Source organism: Bacillota bacterium, assembly GCA_012839765.1.
In the GTDB taxonomy this organism is placed as follows: Bacteria; Bacillota; Limnochordia; order DUMW01; family DUMW01; genus DUMW01.
Genome location: DUMW01000001.1, coordinates 1 through 11,704, shown reverse-complemented (window position 1 = coordinate 11,704; position 11,704 = coordinate 1). Strand labels below are relative to the sequence as shown.

Annotated in this window: 15 protein-coding genes and 1 tRNA gene; 3 read left to right on the top strand and 13 right to left on the bottom strand. The window is 50.9% G+C overall.

What is annotated here, in order from left to right:
* Positions 1-31 precede the first annotated feature (31 nt).
* From GXX57_00080 to GXX57_00070, 3 genes are all read right to left on the bottom strand, one after another.
* On the bottom strand, positions 32-982 hold the full coding sequence (locus tag GXX57_00080; GenBank protein ID HHV43051.1) for a site-specific integrase: 951 nt from the start codon (positions 980-982) through the stop codon (positions 32-34).
* Positions 983-1,275: 293 nt separating this feature from the next.
* A tRNA-Trp gene (locus tag GXX57_00075) sits at positions 1,276-1,351 on the bottom strand.
* A gap of 79 nt (positions 1,352-1,430) precedes the next feature.
* Positions 1,431-1,781 carry a hypothetical protein gene (locus tag GXX57_00070; protein ID HHV43050.1) on the bottom strand — a complete coding sequence of 117 codons (351 nt, stop codon included), beginning with the start codon at positions 1,779-1,781 and terminating at the stop codon, positions 1,431-1,433.
* A 237-nt stretch (positions 1,782-2,018) separates the two neighbouring features.
* Between GXX57_00070 and GXX57_00065 the strand changes: the two genes are divergently transcribed.
* Positions 2,019-2,600 (top strand): phosphate propanoyltransferase, encoded by a 582-nt coding sequence (locus tag GXX57_00065; GenBank protein ID HHV43049.1) that lies wholly within the window; start codon positions 2,019-2,021, stop codon positions 2,598-2,600.
* 63 nt (positions 2,601-2,663) lie between these two features.
* Entirely contained in the window at positions 2,664-2,894 is a 231-nt protein-coding gene (locus GXX57_00060) for a zinc ribbon domain-containing protein (protein HHV43048.1), read from the top strand.
* A 63-nt stretch (positions 2,895-2,957) separates the two neighbouring features.
* Here the strand turns inward: GXX57_00060 and GXX57_00055 are convergent, their stop codons facing one another.
* From GXX57_00055 to GXX57_00045, 3 genes are all read right to left on the bottom strand, one after another.
* Positions 2,958-4,115, bottom strand: a complete 1,158-nt coding sequence (locus GXX57_00055) for a hypothetical protein (GenBank protein HHV43047.1) — start codon at positions 4,113-4,115, stop codon at positions 2,958-2,960.
* A gap of 108 nt (positions 4,116-4,223) precedes the next feature.
* Positions 4,224-5,033 (bottom strand): hypothetical protein, encoded by an 810-nt coding sequence (locus tag GXX57_00050; protein ID HHV43046.1) that lies wholly within the window; start codon positions 5,031-5,033, stop codon positions 4,224-4,226.
* Positions 5,034-5,046: 13 nt separating this feature from the next.
* Positions 5,047-5,808: a hypothetical protein gene (locus GXX57_00045; protein ID HHV43045.1), complete on the bottom strand. Its 762-nt coding sequence runs from the start codon at positions 5,806-5,808 to the stop codon at positions 5,047-5,049.
* A 768-nt stretch (positions 5,809-6,576) separates the two neighbouring features.
* On the opposite strand from GXX57_00045, the gene GXX57_00040 reads away from it, so the two are divergent.
* Positions 6,577-7,302 carry a hypothetical protein gene (locus GXX57_00040; GenBank protein ID HHV43044.1) on the top strand — a complete coding sequence of 242 codons (726 nt, stop codon included), beginning with the start codon at positions 6,577-6,579 and terminating at the stop codon, positions 7,300-7,302.
* Positions 7,303-7,434: 132 nt separating this feature from the next.
* Here GXX57_00040 and GXX57_00035 read toward each other — a convergent pair whose 3' ends face one another.
* From GXX57_00035 to GXX57_00005, 7 genes are all read right to left on the bottom strand, one after another.
* Positions 7,435-7,806 carry a LysM peptidoglycan-binding domain-containing protein gene (locus GXX57_00035; protein HHV43043.1) on the bottom strand — a complete coding sequence of 124 codons (372 nt, stop codon included), beginning with the start codon at positions 7,804-7,806 and terminating at the stop codon, positions 7,435-7,437.
* A gap of 362 nt (positions 7,807-8,168) precedes the next feature.
* Positions 8,169-9,008 (bottom strand): alpha/beta hydrolase, encoded by an 840-nt coding sequence (locus GXX57_00030; GenBank protein HHV43042.1) that lies wholly within the window; start codon positions 9,006-9,008, stop codon positions 8,169-8,171.
* A gap of 64 nt (positions 9,009-9,072) precedes the next feature.
* On the bottom strand, positions 9,073-9,522 hold the full coding sequence (locus GXX57_00025) for a MarR family transcriptional regulator (protein HHV43041.1): 450 nt from the start codon (positions 9,520-9,522) through the stop codon (positions 9,073-9,075).
* A gap of 263 nt (positions 9,523-9,785) precedes the next feature.
* A complete protein-coding gene (locus tag GXX57_00020; GenBank protein ID HHV43040.1) occupies positions 9,786-10,064 on the bottom strand; it encodes a hypothetical protein in 279 nt (92 codons plus the stop codon).
* 1 nt (position 10,065) lies between these two features.
* Positions 10,066-10,287 (bottom strand): hypothetical protein, encoded by a 222-nt coding sequence (locus tag GXX57_00015; protein HHV43039.1) that lies wholly within the window; start codon positions 10,285-10,287, stop codon positions 10,066-10,068.
* Between the two features lie 26 nt (positions 10,288-10,313).
* Positions 10,314-10,619 carry a hypothetical protein gene (locus tag GXX57_00010; GenBank protein ID HHV43038.1) on the bottom strand — a complete coding sequence of 102 codons (306 nt, stop codon included), beginning with the start codon at positions 10,617-10,619 and terminating at the stop codon, positions 10,314-10,316.
* 601 nt (positions 10,620-11,220) lie between these two features.
* The gene (locus tag GXX57_00005; GenBank protein ID HHV43037.1) at positions 11,221-11,457 is read right to left on the bottom strand and encodes a hypothetical protein; all 237 of its coding nucleotides are present in this window, start codon (positions 11,455-11,457) and stop codon (positions 11,221-11,223) included.
* Between the last annotated feature and the right edge of the window lie 247 nt (positions 11,458-11,704).

Sequence of the window (11,704 nt, the reverse complement as noted above, 5' to 3'; positions counted from 1 at the left end):
CCAGTTTATGTTAACCAATTTGCCGCTGAGCCTACCAAAACTCCTTCTCGATGAACCCACCGGGACAAAATCGGCTTGATTCTACGAAAAATACACCGTCTTGACCGACCCTTGCGAGATCCGGGTTTACATAACGTGACGTCATAGCCATCGTACTATGGCCCATCTCGTACTTCAGTGCAAACTGGTTACCGCCGTTTCTGAGAAACATAATGGCAAATGTATGGCGTAGAGAATATGGTGTCACTTTAACGCCTATCTTTTTGCTGTACATGTATAACCTTTTAGTCCACATATGGGTTGTCATTGGAAGGCCGGTAGTGGAGTAGAATATCATATTGCCCCATTCTTCAGGAGTCATGTTAATTACTTCGCCTATGGCAGCAGCCGTAACAGGGGATATTGGAAGAATCCTTGCCTTCTTCACTTTGGAATACTCTTTGCGGACGTGCACAACCAACTTATCCAGATCTACGTCATCAAGCGTGAGGCTAAGTGCTTCCTTGGGGCGTATACCGGTATCGAGAGTAAGAAGAATAAGGGCATAGTCGCGCAACCCCGTATATGTGCTCTTGTCTATAGTTTTGAGCAGTTTTTCGAGAGCAGATTCATCCACATGGCGTACGGCTTCACCATCGTCTTTGCGCTTTTTGAGGCCAAGATCTTTAAGTGGGTTGGACCTTAAATGCGACTGTGCTACACAAAACTCAAAGAAGGCGTGTAGGTTAGAATAAGGTCGGTTGTATGTGGCCGGCTGCTTATCTGCTTTAGACTTGAAGTATTCGATGAGAGCATCGTATAGCTTAGGATTCGTGATAACCAGGTTAACATCGAAGAACTTGGAAAAGTCCCTGAGTGTATCCCTGTAGTCTTTTATGGTGCGTTCCCTGCATCCTTCTGCTTGTTTTAGGCTAATGAACGTTTCATACAGAGAAGCAAAGGTACGCCCCACATTTTTAGGCTTTCTTCCTTTTGCAGGCATAAAACAACCCCCTCTACCTCTTAGTTTCCGACGGCGAAAGAGGTAAGAGAGGGTTTTGACGTTTTGATATTGTTACTTTCCAGCGGTCCTCAAACATCCCACATTTTAATCCGATACCCGCAATTTTGTTGTTACCGCTCACTTCGTGAGTACCGGTCTTCCTACGGTCTTAAAATTACCCTCTCGATAGACCGGTTCTCATTTTGCTTACTGCATTAAGCGTTAGACCGTTGGTCTAATCACGCATTGTCCGAAACGTCCAGTGGGATGAAAGCCGCATGGCGTCTAGGTTTTGGCAGGGGAGACAGGACTCGAACCCGCAGCCCCCGGTTTTGGAGACCGGTGCTCTACCAATTGAGCTACTCCCCTGCAACACCGCCAGTATAACATAAGCTGGCCGTTAGGTCAACCCGTGCAGCGGAAAATCGCGGTTATCTCTGGGAGTTGATTACAACACATCCACCTTTGACGCACCGTGTTTTCGCATAAGCTCTTTGGCCCGGTCCACATCATATCCTTCGGTACGCAGTCCCACCACGATTGTACCATGGGCGGCCAAATCCAGGTGGATACTCTCTAGAATCTGTGTCATGCTGTGATTGATGGTATCAATGGGAAGGGGTTCCTGGGCCATGGATTCCTCGGCCACCGTTTCCGCTACATCGTCCGATAAAGACAAGACCTCCTCTTTACCTTGCCAAATCGCCACATCTTCCCGCAGATACCCTTGCTCAATCAGGGTCGTATACAGATGTTCCGCCGGCTCTAGCTGGTCAAATACAGCGATCACCAGACTCATCTTTTCGCCTCCTTTGCCCCTGATAGTATCCGCTAAGACCCCAAAGCATATTCCCTGGAATCTTCGAACAACAGTGGGTAATCCCGGGACGAACCTTGGATCTTGGATGCAAGTATGGTAATATCAAATAGGAAGCCTTGTGACCGAGATTGTGCTAGAGATCACAAGGCTCAGGAGAAATAAAAGTACTGATCCGAGCGATACAAAGGCTCGATAGTATATGGGGAGGCATATTGATTGGCAAAACTACTTGGAAAGGTACAGATCGGCGTATCGAACCGCCACATTCACTTGTCCAAGGAAGACTTGGCAACCCTGTTTGGGGAAGGTCACGAACTGACGAAAATAAAAGACCTCTCCCAGCCGGGTCAGTTTGCTACTGATGAAAAGGTTATCATTGTGGGTCCTAAGGGTGCAATCACTGGGGTAAGAGTCCTAGGTCCAGTTCGCAAAGCGACCCAGGTGGAAATCTCCAGAACCGACTCCTTCGCGTTGGGGGTAAGACCTCCGATCCGGGATTCCGGTGATCTGGAGGGCAGTCCTGGCATCGTAGTGGTCGGACCCAAAGGGTCGGTCCAGCTCACCAAAGGAGTGATTATCGCCAAGCGGCACATCCACATGACACCGGAAGATGCAGCCAATTTCGGTGTAGTGGACAAGCAGATTGTCTCGGTCAAGATTCCAGGAGAACGGGCCCTGATCTTCGACGAAGTGCTGATTCGGGTTCGGGACGATTTCTACCTGGAACTGCATCTGGATACCGATGAAGCCAATGCCGCAGCCGTCGGGAACGGCGACTGGGCAGAAGTATATGGCTAAGACAACCTCTGTCTGGCATGACTATCTTTTCTCATCTCAAACGTAAAGGATAGTGAGTCAAACATGCCTGTCTATGAGTTTAGATGTGGTCAGTGTCAAGAGAAGTTCGAAGAGCTGATTTCCTGGTCGCAGATCGACAAGGTGGTATGTCCAAAGTGCGGTAGCAACCAAGTGAAGAAGCTCGTATCAACCTTTGCGGCCCGCAGTTCCGACGGTCAAGGCTCGACCTCCATTGGCGGCCATTCCTCCTGTGGTTCTTGTGCCGGCGGCAGCTGTTCTACTTGTGGCCATTAGGGCTTAGCCGTTGGCGCGCAGGGAAGAGGCTCTCTCTTTGCGCGCCAACTCAATAAGACTAGATTATCTTCTCCGCAGGACAACGGTGGAGCTTAGGGCTTGACCGTCACTCCCAAAGACATTCTCTACTGCGATGCGAACTGTTCCCTCGAGTTCAGGGTCCGTCCAACCCCCGTAATAGGCGTTTTCAAATACCACCGAGGATTGCCCGGTGTGGATGTATGTCTCGTAATTCAGTCTCTGCTCAGCAAGATATACTCTAGCGTTGTCCACTGCAGAGCCGTTGGAATTGCGAACAAGCACAGGCACATAAGCCGGAACCCCGGCGGGCAACGACATCGTCTTATATAACGGCTCTACATACACGTTTTCACTCATCCGCTTTACATCCCTGTAGTCTCTCCGGTACCCCAACTCCAGTGCTTCCCACTCCCATGGTTCCATCCTTGCCAACATGTGCCGATAGAATACCAATTGTTCCTCCCAACTGAAGCTGTACTGACCCTTCTTTTCCTTCTCAGCAAGCTCAAGCATTTCGCTGTCTGTTCGATAGGGCAAAAACGCGCCAGGCTTTTCCGCGAGGAGTTCTGGCATCAAAGCTGCCATCTGATCAGCATGCCAGAAACGCTCAATCCCCACCAGATCAAACATACCATCAAGATTGTGTAGTGACTCGTGAATACTTACCCTACTGATATACTCATAGGGACCGTCGAAAACTGCCTGGGAATGATAACCCGCTCCGTCCAACGAGTAACTCGGGGGGCCTTCCGCAGCGCCGCCATAGGCCTTATACACACCACTCCTGGGCCTCCACGCCCAGAAAGCCACCACCAGCGAAAAACCCCGAGGGTTGATACCGGCCCGCCTCAGTAGGGTAGATGCGTCCCTGGCAAGCAAGTGGTATCCACCGTTGCCCATCTTGGTAATGTCCTCGAGGCCAACGTAATCGTCGATCTGAACGAAATGCAACTCCAGTTCTATGTACTGCCCCACCTCGCGTACAAAGAATTCTTTCCACGCGGCAATCTGTTTATGTAGTTGAAAGATGTCCTCTTGGGTGGCCATATTGGTCTCAGTGTTAGTCAACAACACAACCATCGTCGGAACAACGAGAAGCATACCTTCAGGCTGGGAAACACTACGATCCAATTTGAAGCAGGACGGGAACTGAAGCGCCAATAGGATCATCAAAACCACAAAGCAAGCCTTCTTCTTCATTCCTAAACCCCTTCCGCAGCACTTGCTAGAAACACCCGACGTGTAGAAAAGTTACAGGAGAATAGCGAACTATTCTCCTGTAACCGATCACCCATAACACATGGAGTCCTACTTTATCTCAAACTTGCACTTATGCAGCTTCCAGTAATGATAGTCAGCGCCGCCCCAGGGATCCACAGGCAGATCATCGTTACTAACCATATGAGCCTGGGTCCGCACAGTATTCCCATCTTGATTCACCACCTGATCCGCATCGCAGGCTTTGAAATCAAGACCGATAACATGGCCATCACCAACCCAGAAATAGGGCAGACTGGAGACAGGGATAGCAACCTCGTACGTATAGCCTTTATCCGTCGGGACAAATACCGCTTCGACATTAACATAGACGAAATTTTCGTTTGTCTGCACGGAAACGCGATTTGCCGGTTGGATGACTACCCTGTAGTCATCATCTTTCCAATAGTCCCTCGTGATTGGGTTTCCTGATTCAAAGATTTCTGCGTACTCTTCAAAGGTACTATCGTTTCTGGCATCGATCAAAAGCTGAATATCGTCATGATCCCAGAAACCACCCGTAGGTATGCTGTCGTCGATGGCCTCTATTGCCAGATAGAGGTAATCGAGATCCCAACCCATCCAGACCTTCAGGGTGAGATCATCCGCAGAGTCAATCGACCCACTGAGGATTCGAGAATCAGGGCCTAAAGTCACGATAGGCTCGTAAGCCCCCCACTCGGTGAGTCTGCCGTCAATTGTTGGTGCTTCGGTCAAATACACGGGAAACCAGTAGGCCTCAACCTCTCCACCGTTACTTGGCTCCTCATTGCTTGCTTCATCTTCCTTAAGTAAGCACCCCGACAACAACCCTACAATGATCAGACTAACGAGAAACCAAAATGACTTTCTTTTCATCATTAACCTCCTCCCATTATTCAACAAGCTTTAACTTGCTCAATAGCCAGTATTGGAAAGCAAGCCCTCCCCAGGGATCGGTACCAAGACCCCCGTAAACCGCTTCCGTAAAGGAAAGAACGTCCCCATCTGCATCAACATCGCGGATGGAAACATCAAAACCAATGACATGACCGTTCTCGACCATCACATAGGGCAGGTCGGAAATCTTGATCCTACACTCATACCGATAGCCGTCCCCCAATGGTACAAAGCTGCTTTGAGGGTTAAGGTAAACAAAGGACGAGTTTGTCTGAATAGAAACGCGATTTACCGGTTGAATGATCAGTCTGTAATCATCGTCTTGCCATTCAGCCTTAGCGGGATAGTCACTTTCGTAGTCCTCTCTTTTGCTGTCGTTCTTAGCATCAAAGAGCAGAGTAACATTGTCGAAGTCCCAAAATTCAACCTCGGTTACAATACTGTCATCAACCACCTCCAATGCAAGATAGATATTCTCGTAATCCCATCCCAGATAGAGATGCATGGTGAAATCCTCGCTAGAATCAATGGATCCCCGAAACACATTACCCGAGTTTGGACCAATGGTCATAAGTGGACGATCCAAGTCCCACTCAGAAAGATCGCCATCGATACTAGGTGGAGTGCCAAAATAGTAAGCGACAAGATGATCCTCGTCGTCGTCGTGGGGCAAATCGACGTCAATCGTTAGACAACCGGCCAGCAATCCAAGTACAATAATATTGACAAGTAACGAGAATACTAGTTTTTTGTTCATTATACCGACTCCTTTCGCTATGAGTGTCCCCAATTCCACTGCGGAAACTTCTTGCCTGCTTGTCTCCTCACAGTCTAGCGAGAAGCATCGTCCTACTGTTCATGCTAGAGCCGCATGCCCACTTGAACCAAAAGCAAGTATATCGAAGCACAACCCTTTTGTCGTGGATCCATCCCGATGCCTCTGCTAGTATATTATTAGTATACTAAACGCTGACATTACAGAGTTATATTGATGTGACCCAGAGTCGGTGTCTGTTGACTACTTGTGACGGAAAAATCTCCTTTATCGTCGAATAGTTTTGACATCTTCCGACTCAATTTGACCTAGTTTTTCTCATATGTGTGACCACCCCGGAGGGAAAGTGACAAGGAAATACGTCTTTATCATCTGAATTAGAAGGGTAGAAGAAAGGGCCGTCTAGTACTGGAAGACTTCGGACTGTGTATGCTGAAACAGGGCAGAAAAGAACTGCAACCTGGTCTTTTCCGGGTCCTCCCAAAAAGAGGAGGGACCATGCCCCGCACCTTTGGAGGGTAGGGCCCTCAGCATCGGCCAGATGGTAGGTTTGAGACAGCCAGCGCGCCTTTCTCGACTGGTTGCTCGAACCATAGAAGCCAGCAAAACGAATGATAGCAAGCCACTCAACAATACTCACCATGAGTAAGTAAGGTAAGAAGGGGAGGAGAGCGGCCTTATCGAGGAACCAGACGGGAACTGCAGTTTCTGCGGCGCATTGCTTCACATCTAGCCGCTGGAGAACCGGTTTTGGTGGTCTCCACCCAGGTCATCGAAGCCGGAGTAGACTTAAGCTTCCAAAAAGTCTTTCGGGCACGACCCATTCTCCCGTCGATCATTCAAGCAGCCGGGAGAGCGAACAGACACGCCGAAGGCGAGAAGGCAGAAGTTGTCGTCTTTGACTTTCTCCGGGAAGGAAGAATCGATACTCGCAACTACGTTTACACTAGTGCCATCACCAGGGAAATTACCGATGCCTTGCTGCCCCAAGCAGTCTCCCGCAAGGAGAAGGAAGCCTATGGAGATGTAGATGCTTACTATCGGGAGCTAATCTCCCGTTGTCCCATGGAAGGAGGAAAAGACCTTCTCCAAAAGGCCGCCTTAGGTGATTGGTGCGCGGTGAGTAGACTTGAGGTCTTCGAAGAACACCCCAGTAAACAAAGACGCGTTTTCGTACCCTTTGAGTATTTCCCGTTACCAGAGGAAATCACCACCGCCATGGCCCGTTTCGGGTTGAATAAACCCCTGGAAATCTACGAGAAATACTGCGAACCTGGTTGGTTTGGCACCCTGGATTTCAGACAGCGTAAGGCCTTTATGGCACTCTTGATGCAGTTTACGGTTCCTGTGACCAAGGCAATGAACGCGGTCTTGGAGACCGATGAATCCAAGCCAATAAGTCTATTCAAAGACCAAAAGGCCTATAGTCAAGACACTGGTCTCGGCGCCGTTTGGGACGACCAAGGAGACCACTGACACCGTTGTAACGCTACTTTGAGCGTGGTTTGGGCACCTATTAATAACCCCACAGGCAAGTTAACATAATATCCATTATGCGAATCAATATTAAATAGAAAATGGGGAATTTTCTTATCCCCAAGAGCCCTCCTAGCGGTGCCGCACCAACAATTGCGTTTCTGGATCCTCCAGAATTAGTTCCGGCCGCACCGGCACTAACAACCTTTGTCCTGGGTAAATCACCGGACTGTCTAGTTTGTTCACCCGACAGATCTCGTCCACCAATTTGCGGGTGTCAGTCTGGGCATCACCAAAGGTCCTGGCAATGCTCCACAACGTATCGCCCCTGTGCACCGTAATCTCTACGTACTCATATTCCACCAATTCCGAACCAATACCAACCCGCATAAAGGCCGCGACCGCGATAACAATGAAACCCACAAGCAGCAACATCCGCGGGCCAACAACGGTTCTGTTTGCTTTACTGACGGAGGACAGTTCTAGACGCCGGTAATTGTTCATCGACAAACCGCTCCTTTAAGGTTTAGTATCCAAGGACAAACACAGGGCGATTCGAACACATGTTGTCCGCTCATATGTTCGGTGTCTTGTCTTTAGAATACCAAACATACTTTCGCTTGTCAACAAGCGAACACATCCTTGGTCGGTTCAGAACCGACCCCCAGGTTTCGGAGCATTAACTGCTAGCCTCTATATCTGCAGGTACCTTGCGCCGTCGCCCACTAGTCCTATACTGCACTCAAAAGTAGAAATATAAAAAAGAAATCCTCTGGAGCCCTCAGACCGCGGACTCCTTAGGATTTCCTTCTTGGACACAATTGGAAATGGCCCTCAGCGAATATCGTTGATAACGCCTAACGTCCCTAGTCTTCTCGGTAGATGGAATGTATAAACAACTCCACTTCTCGCCACGCCTCATTGGCCTCCGGCAGTTCAGGAAATAGCATCTGAAAGACATGAAACATGCCCGGATAGGTTGACTGCTGCACAAACACCCCGGCAGCTTTGGCCCTTTGGGCCACCGCAATTGTGTCATTGAGCAATAGTTCGTCGCCCCCCACCTGCATAAGCATAGGCGGAAACCCATGGTACTCCCCATAGATCGGCGAAATGTATGGATTGTTGGGACTAGCATTACCAACGTAAGGCGGAGTCCACAATCGATAGTCCAAATCGGTCCACGCCGACATGGTGATCACCGCCGCCGGCAAGGGCATCTCGTGGTCCCGAAGGTAAAGAACTGTCGCCAACGCAAGGCCACCGCCGGCCGAATCGCCCACGATGATGATCTCTTCCGGTGAGAATCCCTGTTCCAAAAGCCACTTATAGGCTAAAAGGGCATCTTCCAAGGCGGCAGGGAACGGATGTTCTGGGGCTACCCGATAATCTACGGTCAGGACTGCTCCGTGGCTAAGCCGGGCATACTGCACCGCGGCTCGGCGGTAGGTGGTGCCGTTATCCTTCAAGGAGCGCGTATAAGCTCCGCCATGCAGCTGCAGAATTGCCCGGTTGGAACTGTTGTCCTTGGCCCGGAGCCATTCCATAGTAATGCCCTTCACCTCAATAACATCCAGGTGGTAATCCTCCGGCAGTGTCCAAGCGGCATTAAGCCGATTCAAAAGCTCAACGTTTTCCCTCCCTCCTACCGTCAGAAGGTTCTGCAAAGAATCCGCTACCGCACCATCAACAGGAGCATGCCACATCCCCAAAGCCAAGACAACGATAACAATCACCCCGATCCACCTGGCACCACTTGTCTTCTTACTCCTATTCATCCCTTTCACCCTCACTTTCCGCAACCATCTGCTTATATATGTCCGTCAGTTTTTCCAATAAATGGATCAGCCTTTCCGTATCCGACTCACCCAGCCCGTCCACCACCCGTTCGGCAATCCGCAGAAGTCCCCGATTCGCCCTCTGGACGGCCTTGACACCTGCTTCTGTAAGCTCGATATCGATGCTTCGCCGGTCTGATTCGTCTATTCGGCGGGTAATCAGTCCTCGTCCTTCCAAATCATTGAGGATCCGGGAAATGGAAGGACGGGATAACTGAAGTATAGCCGATAATTCGGCAGCCTTGGCCGTTTTCGTCAACCACACGTTTCGCAAAACTAGATACTCTCCTTGAGATAAGTGACCCGTGCTGATCAGCTTGTTCAATTCTCTGCGCATATCCAGACACGAAGCCAACAGACGAAATCCTAATTGCTGATTCACCGCTACACCTCCCCTTCTGGTATTAATTCTTACTATAAATAGTTTCGCCTATAAATAATTATATCCGTGAATCAATAGATTGTCAAAGACCCAAAAAACTGGAATGGTTGCAGTCCAGGTCAACGTCACGACCACTCAGTCGCTTCGCACAAAGTCCGATGGAACTACGGAGACCTAGATTGTTACCCCTAAAGGCTTACCATTCCTGCTTGAAGAACTCGGACACCAAAGTTTATGGAGGAGATTAGCACTTACCAATCGGTCTACCGATCCGGGCTACTTGCATCAGTATGCAGAAAGATCACGTTCTTCCCTTCTTTGCTCACCGCGACGCGGTAGTTCACCGCCCGCTCCAACCTGTCCGCCAGGTCCGTGAGCTCGTGATAGTGGGTGGCAAACAGGGTTTTCGCCCTCACCCGGGCGTGGATATACTCGCTTACCGCCCCGTCCAGGCTGAGGCCGTCGTAGGTGGCTCTCCCCGGCCCTACTTCATCCAGGTTCACCAGGCTTTTCTCGGTGGAGTTGCGCAGGATGTTCGCCACTTCACCCCTTTTTCACCATGAAGGTGGACTGCCCCGTGTCCACGTCGTCCGATGCCCCCACCCGGGTGAAGATGCGGTCCACCACCCCAATGTGCACCTTCTCCGCCGGGACGAAGCAGCCGATCTGCGCAAGAAGCACGGCTAGAGTCATCTGCCAGAGGTAGGTGCCCTTGTCGCCCGTGTTGGGCCCGGTGAGAATCACACCCTGCTGCTTGTTGCTCACAGGGTGTCGTTGGAGACGAAGGCCTTCTACCTCAGCAGCTGCTCCACTACCGGGTGGCGGCAGGCCACCAGCTCTATCCGGTCCCCGTCGTCCACCACAGGCCGGCAGTAGTCGTGCTCCAGCGCCATGAGGCGTTCTTTGGCGCTAGTGATCCTGTTCTCCTTGTGCCTCAGGTCTGGCGTGACGAACCGTTCGGCATTCACCAGGGTCTGCTTGCGGATGTAGGCCTCCGGGACCATCTGGAGGTTGGCCTTGGTCACTTGGATGCAATACCCAAACACCCGGTTGTGCCCGACCATGAAGGCCGGGAGATCCTTATCACTAACCGGCACAATTGAGAACGCCCGGCAGGCATGACACCACCGCAAAGGAACTGCGGCCGCGACTTACCCTCCTACCTGCTGGTTTCCAGACTCTTCAACCTCTTTTGTTCAGGACTGGAACCTCCGGTACCGCGTCTTTGGATTAACCAACCGCGTCCAGATAAGCTTCCTCTTTTGAGCAAAGGTGAGGGTATCACAGGTGAAGACACCGAGGTCGCCGGTGAAGAGACAAATCCCGGGCTGGATCCTTGCGGTTGGTCTTTTGACCAGCTGGCCCTGGAAGTATCTAGCAGCAATGAGAGTCACCGGGGAGTTCTCTCAGCCGCCTGCAACACCTCTCCAGACCGGCGAGCTGAGCCAGACACCGGTCTCTCACCAGTCTCCATACCTGTGGTGCACCTTTTGGAACTTTCCGGCAGGTTGATGCAATAAAGACCCCCCGTTACCAGCCCGAACAGGAAACGCTGTACCCCCAGCTCAGGCAACCCACCCTATGTCTTCTCTAGTCTTGCTTCAAAACAACAGCATAAACCAAGAAAACACACACTTGCTGCGCGTTTGAGGCTTCTTCCTGCCAAAAAGACTGGATCACCACCTGGCGCCGCTCCAGTCAGTCCAGTGAGCCGCCAAACGCTGTTTTGGTCAGCCAGCCCGCCCCTGAACCGTTTTCACCGCTCTCATCATCCGCACCAAGGTCATCCATAGCCCCATCGTTCACCGGCATCATCCATTTGTAAGGATAACTCTGTGTCAGCCAGAATTCTTCGCCCATCATTCGACAACAAGCACTGACAGAAAGTATTACGGAATCTCTGGCCTCGCGGTTCTGGCGCGCACGCGTCGACACAGCCCTCGACGCCCAAACAGACTCGGGCTAGCCGGAACACCGGGTGGGCGGTGGAAAACGTGTGCCTAGACTTCCCGCCGCACCACATCGTCCGGGATGAAAGCCAAGTAGGGGCTTGCCTCCGTCCTCCACCCTGTAGTGGTTACTATCAGTAAACTCAAGGAGGTCAACACAAATGCTTACCAATCAAACACTAGACAAGCTGTCAGCAATGCGCTTGTCCGCAATGGCCAGGGAATACCGCCGT

Coding starts and splice junctions, on each gene's coding strand:
- GXX57_00080 (HHV43051.1), bottom strand. CDS start 982: ATGCCTGCAAAAGGAAGAAAGCCTAAAAATGTGGGGCGTACCTTTGCT.
- GXX57_00070 (HHV43050.1), bottom strand. CDS start 1,781: ATGAGTCTGGTGATCGCTGTATTTGACCAGCTAGAGCCGGCGGAACAT.
- GXX57_00060 (HHV43048.1), top strand. CDS start 2,664: ATGCCTGTCTATGAGTTTAGATGTGGTCAGTGTCAAGAGAAGTTCGAA.
- GXX57_00055 (HHV43047.1), bottom strand. CDS start 4,115: ATGAAGAAGAAGGCTTGCTTTGTGGTTTTGATGATCCTATTGGCGCTT.
- GXX57_00050 (HHV43046.1), bottom strand. CDS start 5,033: ATGATGAAAAGAAAGTCATTTTGGTTTCTCGTTAGTCTGATCATTGTA.
- GXX57_00045 (HHV43045.1), bottom strand. CDS start 5,808: ATGAACAAAAAACTAGTATTCTCGTTACTTGTCAATATTATTGTACTT.
- GXX57_00035 (HHV43043.1), bottom strand. CDS start 7,806: ATGAACAATTACCGGCGTCTAGAACTGTCCTCCGTCAGTAAAGCAAAC.
- GXX57_00030 (HHV43042.1), bottom strand. CDS start 9,008: ATGTGGCATGCTCCTGTTGATGGTGCGGTAGCGGATTCTTTGCAGAAC.